Below are 14,778 nucleotides of genomic sequence, written 5' to 3' on the forward strand. Positions count from 1 at the left end.
CCGTCGTCACCTGACGCCGTTTCAGGGACCGGTTCAGACATGGCACAACAGAGAGGTGAGACCGTTCCGCCTCAGACCACGGAAAGCAGCGCTTCGCAGACCTTGCGCGCATCATAGCGGGACTGGTCGGCCCGGCTGTCATCGGCCAGATCGAGCCTTGCACAGGGGATGCCGTGGCGTTCCGTGACCGCATCGCAAGCCGCACGCGTTTGCCCGACATCGCACAGAACATGTGAGATCAGTTGGCAGTCGGGCAGCCGGTCGCCGGCATCGGCCCTCAGGGGAGCAAGGATCGCCGACACCTGATCGGCCAGGCTGTGACCTGCCGCTTCGGGGTCATGCCCGAGGCTGGGAAGATAGATCTTGGGCACATGCCGGGCGGCAATGGCCTGTCCCACGCCGGCCGGCAGCAGATTGGCCACGATGCTGGAATACAGGCTGCCCGGCGCGTAGCAGATCACATCGGCCTGCGCGATCAGCTTTCGGTTGCGCTTGGACAACGGCACGTCTTGTGGGGAAAGGTCGTTCTGCCCGTCGCTGAGAAAGGCGCGGCGGATCGGCACGTCAAGCGGCGGCACTTCCTTGCCCGTCATGTGGCGCTGTCCGATGATGCGGCGCCCATCGGCCAGTTCGACGCCAAGATGCAGGTTTGCGTCGACCACGGCCCGCACGGTGCCCCGCACATCGACCATCTTGGACATCAGAAACAGCACAGGCTCCAGCGCCCGGTCATTACGCAGATACCCCCCGGCGATGATCAGGTTGCCGATGCTGGCATTGCGATAGTCGAACCCGTCGGGCGCGTGGCTTGCGAAATCCTGCAGGAAGGACTGGATCAGGGTCCGCATCGGCCTGGCAATCGCCTTGATCAGCGGGGACCGGCCGCGGGCCAGATCCTGTACTTCGCTTCGCAGTCGCGCCTGCGGGGCGTCGCGGGCCAGCCGATGCGAAAACAGCGCAAAGATTTCAGGCTGACCCAGAACGGTTTCGTCGGCCAGGGCCATCAGGCGGCTGCGCAAATCGCCCACGGCCGGCATGTCGAAGGCCTTGCGCAATTCCTGCGAACTGCCGCCACTGTCGAACGGCGTGATGAGATGGATGGAATTGAACGTATAGCGTTTCAATTCCCGCGCGATCCCGTTCAGCGCGCTGCCACCGCTGAAAAACAGAAGCCGTGGGCCAAGATGTGGTGCGCTCATCGCACGGGAAACGCGCAGCGCATCGGGCAGCTCTGCGTCGCGCTCGATCGTGATCTTCGTGCCGGCCATGCGCCTGCTGTCCTGTTGCATGGGCCGCGCTTCCGGCTTGGAAATGCGGCTCGCTTCGGGGATAAAGGCCTATGTGCGTTTCCCCCTGCATACGCCCAACCGTGCGGGCCGTCATCCGAAACGGTGATCGGGTGTTGGTTCAGGTGAAAGAGCGCCCCGGCCTTGGGCGCTATCTGACCCTGCCCGGCGGCCGGCAGGAGTTCGGTGAAACCATGCAGGCCTGCCTTGTCCGTGAATGCGAAGAGGAAATCGGCATCGCCCCGGCCATCGGCGGGCTGTTGCATGTGGCCGATGTCTTGCAGACCCGGCCCGATGGGCCGCGCCATCTGACCGAGATGCTGTTCGCCTGCACGCTGCCGCCGGAGTACACCCCGCAGATGGGCCCCCGACCCGACAAACGGCAGGTCGCCACGATCTGGGCCGATCCGGTCACCGACGGCCCGCTGTTTCTGCCCCGATATGACCGCGTGCTAATGCAGTCGGATGCGCCCGCCTATCTTGGGTGTTTCAGCCATGAAATTGCCTGACGCCGTCACCGAGAACCTGACCTTTCTTCTGGCCGAGATGGACGGGCAACTTGCCCTTCTGATCGAGTATTTCGGTGCCCCGCGCAGCGAAATCGCGCAGCGTCTTGTTCAGCGGGCCGGCTATTCGCAGAACCTGTCGGGGCGCGTGCGCAAGGCCTGTCTTGCGGGGCTCTTGCGCGGCAAGGCGGGCCGGACGCGGCAGATGCACCTGCAGGGGGTCGATACGGTTGCCCGCAATCTCGACCTGATCTCGCGCCTTGGCCGCCGCGCGGTGCGCCATGCCGAAAGCGTGCAGCGCCCCCGCCTGCTGCGGCCCGAGACGTTCGGGCGCCCGCTGCGCGCCGTTGCGGGATCGGTCGGGCAGATCCAGACAGCGCTGGCCAAGCGCGACAGCCGCCGCGCGGTGACAATCGGCCAGACCTGCGAAGAGCTGGAGGCGTTCTATGACCAGCTGTTTCGCACCTATACCCGCGATATGCAGGGGTCGAAACACACCGCCGATCTGGCCAACGCGCTTCTGGCACTGAACGAGGTGCGCCGCATGGGCGAGGCGCTGCGCGCGATCAGCGAGGCGCTGTTGTCGATCAATATCGGCCAGTCCGTTCAGTTCGAGCGGTATTTCACCCTGCGCAGCGTGCTGTCGGGCGTCGGCGGTGAGGAAGAGGAGGTCACGCTGCAACCGCTTGCCGAAACCCGGTCGGGCAGCGCGATTTCGGGGGTCAGCCTGCCGGGTGGGGATGGCAAGGTGATCGATGCGGTGTTCAAGGATGGCGACCGCAAGAAGGTCAAGGAAGAACGCGTGGGCGTGCAAAGCTGGAACTCTGTCTATCCCGGCCTTGCCCCCAAGATCCTGTCTTACGAAAAGCGGGGGGACTCTGCCGCGCTGCTGATCGAGCATCTCGACGGCGAGACTTTCGAGGATATCGTCCTTGGCGGGTCCGAGGCCCGGCTGGCCGAGGCGCAGAAGGCCCTGCACAAGACGGTGCGCGACATCTGGCGCCAGACCAGAAACGACAAGCCCGCGCAGATGAAGGCGATGCAGCAGATGGCCCTGCGCATGCCCGACGTCTATCGCCTGCATCCCGGTTTCGCGACCGGGCAGAAGCGCATTCAGGGGCTGGAGATCGACGGCCTCGACAAGATGATCGCCGCTGCCGCCGCGCGGGAAGAAACCCTGCCCGCACCGTTTTCGGTCTGGATTCACGGCGATTTCAATCTGGACAACGTGATTTACGACGCCGTGGAGCGAAAGATCCGGTTCATCGACCTGCACCGCTCCCGCTATATGGACTATGTGCAGGATGTGTCGGTCTTCATGGTATCGAATTACCGGCTCCAGGTGCTGGATACCGCCACGCGGTCCCGTATCGCGCAGGTGGCCTGCGGCATGCGGGACATGGCCGCGAAATTCGCCCGCCGGCAGGGGGATGAGACGTTTGAGTTTCGCCTTGCGCTGGGGCTGGCGCGGTCGTTTGCCACTTCGACGCGCTTCGTGCTGGACCCCGGCCATGCGCGCCGCATGATGCTGCGTGCCCGCTATATCCTGAACGCCGCGCTGGCTGTGCCCGAGGGCCGGGAGGCGCGGTTCAAACTGCCTGTAAGGATGCTATTCCGTGACTAAGAAGATCGGAGTCGTCGGGACACCCGGCAAATGGTCGACCGAGGCGCTGGCCGACGCGCTTGAGGCGCGAACGGGCTATCGGCAGGTCATCGACATGGGGCGGGCGCGGCTTGACCTTGCTGCCGGGGCGCTGATCTGCGACGGGATGGATGTGTGCGCGCTTGACGGGCTTGTGGTCAAGAAGATCGCGGAAACCTACAGCCCCGGGGCGCTGGACCGGCTGGAAATGCTGCGTCTGCCCGAGGCGCGCGGCGTGCGCATCTTCAGCCGGCCGGAGGCGATCTTGCGGCTGATGGACAGGCTGGCCTGCACGGTGACGCTGGCCAATGCCCATATTCCGATGCCGCCGACAGTGGTCACAGAAGACATGGGCGAAGCCGTCGCCACGCTGAACCGCTTTGGCAGCGCCGTGTTCAAGCCGCTGTTTTCGACCAAGGCCCGCGGCATGCTGCTGCTCGACTGTGGGCAGGCCGATGCGGCAGACCGTATCGCCGCCTTTCGCGCGGAAAACCCGGTCATGTATATCCAGCAAAAGCTGGACCTGTCGGGCCAGGATCTGGGCATGGTGTTTCTGGATGGCACCCATGTCTGCACCTATGGCCGCATCGGCCAGTCGGGCAGCTGGAACACCACGATCCACAGCGGCGGAAAATACGCGCCCTTCGACCCCGATCCTGACCTGATCGAACTCGGGCGCCGGGCGCAGGCCCCCTTTGACCTGACCTTCACCACCGTCGATATTGCACTGACGCCGGCCGGGCCCATCGTCTTCGAGGTCTCTGCCTTTGGCGGGTATCGCGGCGCTCTGGAGGGGTGCGGGATCGACGCGGCCGGGCTTGTGGCCGATCATGTCCTCAAAGAGGTGTCGGCATGAAAACCGCCAAGGATGTCATCGCCGCGCTCGACCTGTCCGCCGCCGAGGCCGCCGCGCCGTTTTGTCTGAAGATCGGCCCGGTGGGCCTGCGCGTGCTGTGCCCCGAACCGCTGCGTACCGAACTTGTGGCCTATTTCGACGAGGCGCTGGGAGAGGCGCCAGATGCCCCCACCGTACATATCCTGCCCGGCCAGGCGCTGCGCCCCGAACCGGACTGGCAAGACTGGCAGCGCGATCCGGGCAAGACCGGCCGCAAGGATGCCGTGGCCGATCTGCAGGATGCCCGGTTGATCCGCAAGGTGCGCAGCGGGATGACCTTTCTGCAATCGCCGCATCATGCGATGGCCTTCGGCCCCGCGGCCGAAAATGTCAGCACTGTCATCAATTTCATCAACACCCAGATCCTCAATGCCTGCCTGCGCGCGGGCTGGCAGTTGTGCCATGCCGCGGCTGTGACCGACGGCGTGCGCAGCCTTGCGATTTCCGGCCTGTCGGGCGGCGGCAAGTCGACCTCGGTTCTCAGGCTGATGGAGGATGACCGGCTGCGCTTTGTGTCGAACGACCGGCTGCTGGTCCGGGCCGGGCCGCCGCCCGAGGCGCTGGGGATCCCCAAGCATCCGCGTATCAACCCCGGCACCATTCTTGGCAATCCACGGCTATGGCCCCTTATCGACGCGGACCGCCGGGCGGACCTGGCCGCGCTGCCTGCGGAGGCGCTATGGACGCTTGAGGAAAAACACGACCTGATCATACGGGAGGTCTATGGACCGGGGCGGGTACAATACGCCGCCCCGCTGGCGGCGTTTTTCGTGCTCAATTGGCACCGGGACATGTCCGGGCCAACCGTCGTGACCGACGTGGCGCTGGCCGATCGGCCTGACCTGCTGGCGGCCATCATGAAAAGCCCCGGGCCGTTCTATCAGCACCCTGACGGCCATTTTCAGGGCAATGGCGCCGTGCCCGACCCGGCCCCGTTTCTGGCGGCGCTTCGCGATGTGCGCGTCTGCGAGGTGTCGGGTCGCGTCGATTTCGAGGCGCTGGCCGATCAGGCCCGCGCGCTGTTCGATGGCTGAACCGGCCGGGTTCGTCGCCCTGCTGCGCCACGGCGCCTATCACCAGCGCGCCGGTGCCCCGTCGGCGCGCCAGCCCTATCCGCTGACCGAGGAGGGCCACGCGCAGGCGCGGGCCGGTGGTGCGGCGCTGGCCGCGATGATCGCCGAAGCCGACCTTCAACCCGACCCGGTCATTCATTGCTCGCACCAGCTGCGCGCCTGGCAAACCGCGACGGAGGTTGCCGACTGCCTGCGCGCACATGGGCACAGCGTGGCCGAGATCCGTGAAACCGGCGCGCTGGCCGAGCGCGGCCTTGGATGTGCCGCCAATCTGACCGTCAACGAGATCGAGGCGATCCTTTCGGCCGATCCGCGCCATGATCCACCCCCCGCGGGTTGGAAATCGAACAGCCAGTACCAGCTTCCGCTGGAAGGGGCAGAAAGCCTGATGCAGGCCGGGGCGCGGGTTGCCCGATATCTGCGCGAAACAGTCGCCAACCCCGGCCCGGCGCGGCGCGTAACCATTTTCGTGGGGCACGGGGCGTCGTTCCGGCACGCGGCCTGCCATTTGGGTCTTCTGTCGGAAGCGCAGCTTGCCGGGCTGTCGATGCATCATGCAAGACCGTTACTGTTCTGTTACAGTCGGCATGGTAGCTGGCGCCATTTCGAAGGTGCGTGGAAAGTCAGGGCGTCGGGTGACGCGGTGCTTGACTGACCCCGATACGAAGAGAAGGCCCGCCATGGATCAAGCTGCCAGTCTGTCCCGCCAAGCAGCCCGGCTTTTGCCGCCGGTCTATGACACGGCCGCCGATTTGCCCGATCTGCCGCGCGATGTGGAACCCTGGCCCTGCGCCACGGCGCCCCGCTCGGGGCCGCAGATCGCGGCCTCTCTGGAAAAGGTACAACGCAGCGGCGGCTGGCGCTGGCCCGACCGCCCCGTCGTGTTTCTGTCGGACCCTCATGCCGATGCGGAGGGGTTCTTGCGCTCGCTTGTGGCCTCTGGTGCGATCCGGCGGACGGCCGACAGGGCCGGATTTGCGCTGACCGCGTTCGGTCGGCAGGCCCGGATCATTGTGGGCGGCGATTGTCTCGACAAGGGGCCCAGCAATCTGGGCATGCTGGATGCTCTGGCCAGCCTGAGGCAGTCCGGGGCCGATCTGCAAATTCTGGCAGGCAATCACGACCTGCGGATGCGTTTGGCGGTCGAGGCGCTGCGCGGCCCGCGCTCACCCCTGACCGATCACCTATTCATGCGCATGGGGCGCAAGATTTTGCCCGCGCTGCGCGAAGTGTTCGAACGCTTTGTCACCCCGGCCGACATGGCCGCGCTTCCGCCCGAACCCGCCTGCAAGGCCAGGCTGTTTCCGCGACCGGACTGGCCGGAAAACTTTGCCAGAGCGGCAAGAGGCCAACTCCGCCCCGAGGTGATCGACAAGGAAATCCGCAAGCTGTTGTCCAAACGGCGCAAGTTCGATGCCGAACTGGCGCGCAGCGGGCTGTCGCACCGCGCGACTCTGGCGGCCGCGCGGAAATGCCATGACGTGTTCTTTACGCCGGGCGGGGCCTATGCGTGGTTCTATGACAACATGGACGTCGTCGCGCGCAGCGGGTCGTTGCTGTTCGTGCATGCCGGCCTGTGCGATGCGATGTGCGCGCTTCTGTCCGAGGGCGGGACCGCGGCGGTGAACGCCCGCTATCGGGACGCGGCGCAAGGTGCCTCGCTTGCCTTCTATTTTGGACCGCTGGCAAATCTCGTGCGCACGAAATACCGTGCCTCAGATCTGCAATTGACCGCGCGCGGGGTCGATATGCTTCACGCCAACGGCATCCACATGGTGGTGCAGGGCCATGTCAACAACCACGCCGGCCAGCGGCTGCTGGCAAAACGCGGCCTGCTGCATCTGGAGGGCGACATCACGCTCGACCGGACCTCGCGCAGCCTGGAAGGGCTGGACGGCATCGGCGCCGGGGCGACCTTGATCTTCCCGTCGGGAGATGTGATCGGGTTGAGCCGGGACTATCCGCGGGCCAAGCATTTCGCCCCGGACCGGCTGTCCTGACCGGGAGAGAGATTTGGCAAACGAGACCACGCGCTTCGTGCATGACTCCCTTGAGGACGCCAAGACGATAAAGACCCTGCTGAACGCCCTGTCGAAAGGGTTTGCCAAGGGCAAGATGACCCTTGGCGATGGCGAGACCGAGATGGTTCTGAAAACCGACGGGTTGATGCATCTGCGCCTGAAGGCCGAATGCGACGACGGCCGCTGCCAGGTCAGCCTGCGCGTGTCCTGGACCGAAACACCCGAGGCCGCGCCGAAGAAAGGCCCGCCTGTCATCCAGTCCTGACCGAAAGGTCACGCCGAAGGCCGAACTGATCTGGCGGCACCGGTGGAAGACCCGGCGTCAGGCGGCAATCGCCTTGTTTGAATATATCAAAGGATCCTACAATCCCTGCCGCAGGCATTCAGCCCTCGGCCGGAAAAGCCTGGGGACCTTCGAGAGCAAGGCCGCCTGAAAGAGCGAAGAACCCGGCACTTTGCCGATGCAAGTTCACTTTGGCCACAGCTGAAAACGCTGGGCGCCACAAAGCTCTCGCGAGACGGCGAAGACTTCGGCCCGATCTTCGGCTGGCCAGAGATCCAAGCGAAATTCCTCTGCCACTGGCCGCCCCCCTGATTTCACATCGGGGGAGTCGCGCTGCGGGGCAAAATGACTGACTGTTGGCGGAAAGTCGGTGTTTGGATGTCGAACCTCACCTAAAAACCGCTCCAGCCCCTCTCACCCGCACTTGGAATGTCCGCAAGACATGCATGTCATGCAGCCCTCCACCATCCGCATGTCGTAGGAGCCGCAGGAGGGGCAGGACGGGCCGCGGGGGAGCGTCCCGGCGACCGCGGCCTCAGAGGTGGGATCGCGCTTCAGGCCCATGCCCTCGCCCTCGATAAAGCCGATGGCGACGAGATGGCGTTCGATGACACCGCCGATCGCGGCGAGGATCGAGGGGACGTATTTGCCCTGCATCCATGCGCCCCCGCGTGGGTCGAAAACGGCCTTCAGTTCCTCGACAACGAAGCTGACATCGCCCCCCCGGCGGAACACGGCCGAGATCATCCGGGTCAGTGCCACGGTCCAGGCAAAATGCTCCATGTTCTTGGAATTGATGAAAACCTCGAACGGGCGGCGGCGGCCGGAGATGACGATATCGTTGATGGTGATGTAGATCGCATGCTCGCTGTCGGGCCATTTCAGTTTGTAGGTGTGGCCCTCCAGCGATTGCGGACGGTCGAGCGGGTCGGAGATGTATACGACTTCGCCGGGCGGCACGGGATGCGTTCCGTCAGAGACGGGGATGTGGTCGGCCTTCGCAGCGCCCGCGTTCTCGTCGCCTGCGCCGACGCTCAGCACGCTCCCCGTCACGTCGTTCGGGCGATAGGTGGTGCAGCCTTTGCAACCCGTCTCGTAGGCTTGCAGATAGACGTCCTTGAAGTCCTCGAACGAGATATCCTCCGGGCAGTTGATCGTCTTGGAGATCGAGGAATCCACCCATTTCTGGGCCGCCGCCTGCATCTTCACATGCTCGGCCGGGCTCAGGGTCTGCGCGTTGACGAAGTAGTCGGGCAGGGCCGCATCACCGAACCTGTCGCGCCACATCTGTACGGCATAGTCGATCACCTCTTCCTCGGTTCGCGATCCGTCGCGCTGCAGCACCTTGCGGGTGTAGGCATAGGCAAAGACCGGTTCGATCCCCGAGGAGACATTCCCGGCGAACAGGCTGATCGTTCCCGTCGGCGCGATGGAGGTCAGAAGCGCATTGCGGATGCCATGTTCGGCGATCGCGTCGCGCACGTCCTGATCCATGTGGGTCAGCGATCCGCTGGCGAGGTATTTGTCGGCGTCGAACAGGGGGAACGCCCCCTTCTCCTTCGCCAGATGCGCCGAGGCCAGATAGGCGGCGCGGGCGATCCGGTGCAACCAGCGCTCCGTCTGGCGCGCCGCCTCGTCCGACCCATAGCGCAGGCCCACCATCAACAGGGCATCGGCCAGCCCGGTGACCCCCAGCCCGATCCGGCGCTTGGCGCGTGCCTCTTCCTGCTGTTGCGGAAGGGCAAAGCGGCTGGCATCCACGACGTTGTCCATCATGCGCACGGCGGTCGCGACCAGATCGTCCAGCGCGCCCTCATCCAGCTCCGCGTTGCTGTCGAACGGGTCACGGACAAGGCGCGCAAGGTTGATCGACCCCAAGAGGCAGGCGCCATAGGGCGGCAAGGGCTGCTCCCCGCAGGGGTTTGTGGCGGCGATCTCCTCGCAATAGGCGAGGTTGTTCATCTGGTTGATCCGGTCGATGAAGATCACGCCCGGTTCGGCATAATCATAGGTCGCGCGCATGATCCGGTTCCACAGATCGCGCGCCTCGACCGTGTGATAGACCTTGCCATCGAAGGTCAGTTCCCAGGGCCCATCGGCTTTCACAGCCTCCATGAACGCATCGGTCACAAGGACGGACAGGTTGAACATGCGCAGGCGGGCCGCATCCTGCTTGGCCGTTATGAAGTCCTCGATATCGGGGTGGTCACAGCGCATGGTGGCCATCATCGCGCCCCGGCGGCTGCCGGCCGACATGATTGTGCGGCACATCGCGTCCCACACATCCATAAAGGACAGCGGCCCCGACGCATCCGCCGCGACGCCCTTCACATCCGCCCCCTTGGGGCGGATCGTCGAGAAGTCGTAGCCGATCCCCCCGCCCTGCTGCATGGTCAAGGCGGCCTCTTTCAGCGCCTCGAAGATGCCGCCCATGCTGTCGGGGATGGTGCCCATGACGAAGCAGTTGAAAAGCGTAACCGACCGCCCGGTGCCCGCGCCCGCGGTAATCCGCCCCGCGGGCAGGAACCGGAAATCCTCCAGCGCGGCGTAGAATGCGTCTTCCCACTCTGCCGGGTCGGCCTCGGGCTCGGCCAGCGCGCGGGCAATCCGGCGCCACGTATCCTCGACCGTCTGGTCGATCACCGTGCCATCCGCCTGTTTAAGGCGGTATTTCATGTCCCAGATCTGTTCGGCGATGGGGGCGGAAAAGCGGGTCATGGGCAGCGTCCCGGTGGTGTGGCAGCAAGCGGCAAGAATAGGGATTCGGCTTGAACTGCGCAACAGCTAGCCTACCCTAGCGACTCATCAACAGGATATTGGGGGCAGGATGGCCAAGGCCCGTGTCAATCTGGTGAAGCTCTGCGTCGGTGCCGAGCGGGTGGAGGACCTGATCCACTGGCAGAACAGCGCGCGGGCCAAGGGGCCGGACGGGTTGCCCCGCCATGTGACCCGGATGTGGCCGAAGCGGGCAGAGGAGTTGCTGGCCGGCGGATCGCTTTACTGGGTGTTCAAGGGCGTGATCCTGGCCCGCCAACGCATCCTGCGGCTGGACGACGTCACCGGCACAGACGGCATCGCGCGCTGCGGCATCGTTCTTGAGCCTTCGGTGGTGCGGACCGAGGCCACGCCCCGTCGCCCCTTTCAGGGCTGGCGATATCTCTCGGTCGAGGATGCCCCGCGGGACCTGCCTCAAGCACGGCAGGCAGAGGACGATCTGCCCCCCAACCTGATGGCCGCGCTGGCCGAGATCGGGGTGCGCTAACGTCAGCCGCGGCCGCCTATACCGCATCGCAACCCTTCGCTAACCGGGTTAGACTAGGCCATCATTCAGGTGCCGCGATCCGGCACCGATAGTCGATTTGCACAGAAGAAAGGGGCAGAACATGTCCAAGACGGCTCGGATCGTGATTCTCGTGGCGTGTTGCCTTGGCATTTCCGGCTGCGGCGGCGGCCCCCGCCAGAACACCCAGGTCAGGACTACGACGATCGGTCAGGAATTGTCCGACCTTCAGGCGGCGCATGCCGAAGGTGCGATCTCGGATCGGGAATATGAAAAGATGCGTGCGAAGATCCTGAAAGGCAACTGAGGCACGACACGGCCGTACTCAGCCCCCCAGGCCAAGCCTGTCCTGCAACTGCCGCATACAGGCCCGGTCGGCATCGTCATAATCCGCACTCCGCGACTTGAACAGCGTCGCCTGACTGCGGTGGATCAGACCGTCGGACAGAATTTTCAGGTGGTTCGCCCGCAGCGTTTCGCCGGTGGAGGTGATGTCGGCAATCGCCTCTGCCGTCAGGTTTTTCACCGTGCCTTCGGTCGCGCCCTGGCTGTCGACAAGCTGATAGTCGGCCACACCCGCACTGCGCAAAAACTCCCGCACCAGCCGGTGGTACTTCGTTGCGATGCGCAAACGATGCCCATGCGCCGCCCGGAACGCCGCCGCTGCAGCGTCGAGATCGTCGAGCGTTTCCACATCCGCCCAGAACCGCGGCACCGCGATGATCAGGTCCGCATGGCCAAAACCCATGGGGGCGAGTTCGGCGACGCGGGCCTCCCAGTCCGCGATACGCTCGCGCACCAGATCGGACCCGGTCACACCCAGATGGATACGGCCCGCCGCCAGTTCGCGCGGAATTTCCCCCGCCGACAGCAGGACCAGTTCAACGCCTTCGACGCCCTCGACCGCGCCGGAATATTCCCGGTCGGACCCGGTGCGGCGCACCTCGATCCCGCGTTCGGCGAACCAGTCGAAGGTCTTTTCCATCAGCCGCCCCTTGGACGGCACGCCCAGTTTCAGCGTCATCGGGCGCCCTCCCCGGTCAGCGCAAGGACAAGTTCGGGGCGCACGACACCCCCCACCGCCGGAACCTCTGCCCCCCCGCCAAGGATACGGGTCAGCGCGTCATAGCGCCCACCACTGGCCACCGGCGGCAGATCCGGGCGCCCCTCGGCATAGAACCCGAAAACGAAGCCGTCGTAATATTCCATCGTCGTCCGGCCATAGCTTGCCTCGAAATCGAGAAGATCGACATCGACCCCTTGTGCCGACAGTGCCTCAAGCCGGGCCTGCATCCGGTCGACCGCGGGCTGGATCGCAGGCAGGTCGACGGCCAGGTCGCGCAGGTGTTGCAGGGCATTGGCGCAGGTTTCGCGCAGGGACAGCAGGTCGTCCAGCATGTCCACCTCGGCCGAGGAAATCGGCGGCTCCCCAGCATCGGCCGCCAGTGCCTGCAGCCGCGCCGCCACATCCTGACGGGAGCGCAGACCGATCTCGGGCCCCGCCGCGTCGAGGATGGCATCGGCCCCGTGCCGCTCCAGATCAGCCAGCAGGCGCTTGCGCGCCTCGGGCAGCGGCGCGCGGCCACCGAAGCGATCCAAGAGCGCGCGGAACCGGAATGGCCGCCACAGATGGCGCTTCAACGCGGCCTTGCGCTTGTCGGTGGTCGACAGCCCCTCCACCGCGGCCAGCAGCAACCCGATATCGCCGGTCGCCGCCCGCAGGTCCAAGGGCGACAGGACCTCCGTGAACAGGGCAAAGACCTCTGCATCGGCAGCGGCGGGATCGACCCCGTCGAAGATCTCAAACCCCACCTGAACATATTCGTTGGCCCGGGCCGAATCCCGTTCCTGCCGCCGAAAGACCTCTCCGATATAGGTATAGCGCGCAGGCGCGGCGCCGCTTTCCATGTGCATCCGCGCCACCGGCACGGTGAAATCCGGGCGCAGCATCTGTTCGCCCCGCAGCGCGTCCGAGGTCACATAGGCCCGCCCGCGGATGTCCTCTCCGTAAAGGTCCAGCAGCGCCTCGGCCGGTTGCAGGATCGCGGTCTGCACCGGCACCGCCCCGGCCGTGCGAAAGAAGGCATGCAGGCGGTCGGCCTGTGCGAGGATATCGGCCTTGGATGCCATTGGGTCAGTCCTCGTATGTCGCCAGCAGGCGCTTGACCTCGGCCACCAGGTCGGCGCGCGGCGCCTCGAACTGGGCGGGCTGGGATTTCCATTCCTCAAGGCTGGCGCTTTCGGCGATCTTCGCACCCAGGATCAGGTCCTTGATCTGGACGACCCCGCGCTCGGCCTCATCAGTGCCTTGAATGATGGCGACGGGCGATTGCCGCTTGTCGGCGTATTTCAACTGATTGCCGAAGTTCTTGGGGTTGCCGAGGTAAACCTCCGCCCGGATCCCTTCGGCGCGCAACTCGCCCACCATCTTCTGATAGTCCGCCATCCGGTCGCGATCCATCACCGTCACGATCACCGGGCCCGGCATCTTGCCCCCGACGCGCCCCTTGGCGCGCAGCGCGGCCAGCAGCCGGTCAACCCCGATGGAAACGCCCGTTGCCGGCACGGCCTGCCCGGTGAAGCGCTTGACCAGATCGTCATAACGCCCGCCCCCGGCGACCGAACCGAATTGCCGCGGGCGGCCCTTTTCGTCGAGGATTTCAAAGGTCAGTTCCGCCTCGAACACCGGACCGGTGTAATAGCCGAGACCGCGGACAACAGAGGGGTCGAGGCGGATTCGATCGGCGAAATAACCTTGTTCGGAGCAAAGGTTGGCGATTTCCCGGAGTTCAGCAACCCCCTCTTTGCCAGAGGCTGAAGTCTGAACCAAGGTAGTCAAGTGTTCTAGAACGGCGCTATTCCAAACCTCATATTCAAGCGAATCTTGCTCGTTTCCTGCCGGATCAAAGGATCGCCCCTTCCCCTTGCGTGCAGCGTCTGAAAAGACATCCACGGCAAGGCCACCCGCCCTTTTCGCGGATTGTGCCAGTTCCGTTTCGACGATGCTTTTCGCCGAAACGAACCCCATCACGACTTCAGCCTGCGCCTCCGACAGTTTCGCCCCTTCGGTGAAATCGCCCGACTCGTCCTCACGCCCCTCGCCCAGAAGCGCACGCACGCCGCCCTCGCCCAGCCGGTCCAACTTGTCGATGGCACGCAGAACGATCCCCCGCTCGTGCTCGAACTTCTCGGGGTCCGCGGGGTCCAGAACACCCGCCACCTCCATCACGCCGTTCAGGACCTTTCGGTTGTTGATCCGCACGATGTAGTCGCCGCGGGGAATACCCACCGCCTCCAGCGCGTCCGACAGCATGGCGCAGACCTCGGCATCCGCCGCCACGCTTGCCGCGCCCACCGTGTCCGCATCGCATTGATAGAACTGGCGGAACCGCCCCGGCCCCGGCTTTTCGTTGCGCCAGACCGGCCCCATCGCGTAGCGGCGGTACGGCGTCGGCAGATCGTTGCGGAACTGCGCCGCCACACGGGCCAAGGGCGCGGTCAGGTCATAGCGGAGCGCAACCCAGTCGCTGTCTTCCTCCTGCCACGCGAACACGCCGGCATTGGGGCGGTCCACATCGGGCAGGTATTTGCCCAGCGCCTCTACCGTTTCTACGGCGGACGTTTCCAGCGGGTCGAAGCCATAGCGATGATATACCTCGGCGATCTTGTCCAGCATCGCCTTGCGTTCGGTGACATCTGCGCCGAAATAGTCGCGAAAGCCCTTGGGCGTCTCGGCCTTGGGGCGCCGGGGTTTCTTGTCCTTGGCCATCGGTTCTGTCGTCCCTGCCTCGC

At 65.1% G+C, this 14,778-nt stretch carries 14 protein-coding genes and 1 pseudogene; 10 read left to right on the plus strand and 5 right to left on the minus strand.

All coding sequences use genetic code 11. From position 1 onward, the window contains the following. Positions 1-71: 71 nt before the first annotated feature. The gene (locus tag RGUI_RS07230) at positions 72-1,268 is read right to left on the minus strand and encodes a GAK system CofD-like protein (protein WP_081532433.1); all 1,197 of its coding nucleotides are present in this window, start codon (positions 1,266-1,268) and stop codon (positions 72-74) included. A 101-nt stretch (positions 1,269-1,369) separates the two neighbouring features. Here RGUI_RS07230 and RGUI_RS07235 point away from each other — a divergent pair, with 101 nt between their 5' ends. The 8 genes and pseudogenes from RGUI_RS07235 to RGUI_RS21140 form a co-directional block, all read left to right on the plus strand. After that, complete coding sequence (locus RGUI_RS07235) at positions 1,370-1,795, plus strand: NUDIX domain-containing protein (protein ID WP_253798985.1); 426 nt, start codon at positions 1,370-1,372, stop codon at positions 1,793-1,795. Beyond that, positions 1,782-3,416 carry an aminoglycoside phosphotransferase family protein gene (locus RGUI_RS07240; protein WP_081532435.1) on the plus strand — a complete coding sequence of 545 codons (1,635 nt, stop codon included), beginning with the start codon at positions 1,782-1,784 and terminating at the stop codon, positions 3,414-3,416. The genes RGUI_RS07235 and RGUI_RS07240 overlap by 14 nt, the downstream gene beginning before the upstream one ends. Beyond that, positions 3,409-4,290: a GAK system ATP-grasp enzyme gene (locus tag RGUI_RS07245; RefSeq protein ID WP_081532436.1), complete on the plus strand. Its 882-nt coding sequence runs from the start codon at positions 3,409-3,411 to the stop codon at positions 4,288-4,290. The genes RGUI_RS07240 and RGUI_RS07245 overlap by 8 nt, the downstream gene beginning before the upstream one ends. After that, a complete protein-coding gene (locus RGUI_RS07250; protein ID WP_081532437.1) occupies positions 4,287-5,363 on the plus strand; it encodes an HprK-related kinase B in 1,077 nt (358 codons plus the stop codon). The genes RGUI_RS07245 and RGUI_RS07250 overlap by 4 nt, the downstream gene beginning before the upstream one ends. Next, complete coding sequence (locus RGUI_RS07255) at positions 5,356-6,057, plus strand: histidine phosphatase family protein (RefSeq protein ID WP_081532438.1); 702 nt, start codon at positions 5,356-5,358, stop codon at positions 6,055-6,057. The genes RGUI_RS07250 and RGUI_RS07255 overlap by 8 nt, the downstream gene beginning before the upstream one ends. A 25-nt stretch (positions 6,058-6,082) precedes the next feature. Continuing rightward, a complete protein-coding gene (locus RGUI_RS07260) occupies positions 6,083-7,402 on the plus strand; it encodes a metallophosphoesterase (protein WP_081532439.1) in 1,320 nt (439 codons plus the stop codon). A gap of 13 nt (positions 7,403-7,415) precedes the next feature. After that, positions 7,416-7,688, plus strand: a complete 273-nt coding sequence (locus tag RGUI_RS07265; RefSeq protein ID WP_081532440.1) for an amphi-Trp domain-containing protein — start codon at positions 7,416-7,418, stop codon at positions 7,686-7,688. A gap of 10 nt (positions 7,689-7,698) precedes the next feature. Further along, positions 7,699-7,857, plus strand: a pseudogene (locus RGUI_RS21140) (IS3 family transposase); the annotation flags it as partial. A gap of 263 nt (positions 7,858-8,120) precedes the next feature. Here RGUI_RS21140 and RGUI_RS07270 read toward each other — a convergent pair. Continuing rightward, positions 8,121-10,424: an adenosylcobalamin-dependent ribonucleoside-diphosphate reductase gene (locus RGUI_RS07270; RefSeq protein ID WP_081532441.1), complete on the minus strand. Its 2,304-nt coding sequence runs from the start codon at positions 10,422-10,424 to the stop codon at positions 8,121-8,123. Positions 10,425-10,533: 109 nt separating this feature from the next. On the opposite strand from RGUI_RS07270, the gene RGUI_RS07275 reads away from it, so the two are divergent. Then, on the plus strand, positions 10,534-10,968 hold the full coding sequence (locus RGUI_RS07275) for a DUF1489 family protein (protein WP_081532442.1): 435 nt from the start codon (positions 10,534-10,536) through the stop codon (positions 10,966-10,968). Between the two features lie 121 nt (positions 10,969-11,089). Continuing rightward, on the plus strand, positions 11,090-11,293 hold the full coding sequence (locus tag RGUI_RS07280; RefSeq protein ID WP_081532443.1) for an SHOCT domain-containing protein: 204 nt from the start codon (positions 11,090-11,092) through the stop codon (positions 11,291-11,293). A gap of 18 nt (positions 11,294-11,311) precedes the next feature. Here the strand turns inward: RGUI_RS07280 and hisG are convergent, their stop codons facing one another. Genes hisG through hisS form a run of 3 tightly spaced genes read right to left on the minus strand, consistent with a single transcriptional unit; the run spans position 11,312 to position 14,755 of the window. Then, positions 11,312-12,010: an ATP phosphoribosyltransferase gene (hisG, locus tag RGUI_RS07285; protein WP_081532444.1), complete on the minus strand. Its 699-nt coding sequence runs from the start codon at positions 12,008-12,010 to the stop codon at positions 11,312-11,314. After that, the gene (locus tag RGUI_RS07290) at positions 12,007-13,116 is read right to left on the minus strand and encodes an ATP phosphoribosyltransferase regulatory subunit (RefSeq protein ID WP_081532445.1); all 1,110 of its coding nucleotides are present in this window, start codon (positions 13,114-13,116) and stop codon (positions 12,007-12,009) included. Before RGUI_RS07290 ends, hisG begins: the two co-directional genes overlap by 4 nt. A 4-nt stretch (positions 13,117-13,120) precedes the next feature. Continuing rightward, positions 13,121-14,755 (minus strand): histidine--tRNA ligase, encoded by a 1,635-nt coding sequence (gene hisS / locus RGUI_RS07295; protein WP_081532446.1) that lies wholly within the window; start codon positions 14,753-14,755, stop codon positions 13,121-13,123. Positions 14,756-14,778 lie beyond the last annotated feature (23 nt).

Source organism: Rhodovulum sp. P5, from assembly GCF_002079305.1.
GTDB lineage: Bacteria > Pseudomonadota > Alphaproteobacteria > Rhodobacterales > Rhodobacteraceae > Rhodovulum.

What these genes read in the sequence shown, in the direction of transcription:
- RGUI_RS07230 (WP_081532433.1), bottom strand. Translation starts at nt 1,268, where the DNA reads ATGGCCGGCACGAAGATCACGATCGAGCGCGACGCAGAGCTGCCCGAT.
- RGUI_RS07240 (WP_081532435.1), top strand. Translation starts at nt 1,782, where the DNA reads ATGAAATTGCCTGACGCCGTCACCGAGAACCTGACCTTTCTTCTGGCC.
- RGUI_RS07250 (WP_081532437.1), top strand. Translation starts at nt 4,287, where the DNA reads ATGAAAACCGCCAAGGATGTCATCGCCGCGCTCGACCTGTCCGCCGCC.
- RGUI_RS07255 (WP_081532438.1), top strand. Translation starts at nt 5,356, where the DNA reads ATGGCTGAACCGGCCGGGTTCGTCGCCCTGCTGCGCCACGGCGCCTAT.
- RGUI_RS07260 (WP_081532439.1), top strand. Translation starts at nt 6,083, where the DNA reads ATGGATCAAGCTGCCAGTCTGTCCCGCCAAGCAGCCCGGCTTTTGCCG.
- RGUI_RS07270 (WP_081532441.1), bottom strand. Translation starts at nt 10,424, where the DNA reads ATGACCCGCTTTTCCGCCCCCATCGCCGAACAGATCTGGGACATGAAA.
- RGUI_RS07275 (WP_081532442.1), top strand. Translation starts at nt 10,534, where the DNA reads ATGGCCAAGGCCCGTGTCAATCTGGTGAAGCTCTGCGTCGGTGCCGAG.
- RGUI_RS07280 (WP_081532443.1), top strand. Translation starts at nt 11,090, where the DNA reads ATGTCCAAGACGGCTCGGATCGTGATTCTCGTGGCGTGTTGCCTTGGC.
- hisG (WP_081532444.1), bottom strand. Translation starts at nt 12,010, where the DNA reads ATGACGCTGAAACTGGGCGTGCCGTCCAAGGGGCGGCTGATGGAAAAG.
- RGUI_RS07290 (WP_081532445.1), bottom strand. Translation starts at nt 13,116, where the DNA reads ATGGCATCCAAGGCCGATATCCTCGCACAGGCCGACCGCCTGCATGCC.
- hisS (WP_081532446.1), bottom strand. Translation starts at nt 14,755, where the DNA reads ATGGCCAAGGACAAGAAACCCCGGCGCCCCAAGGCCGAGACGCCCAAG.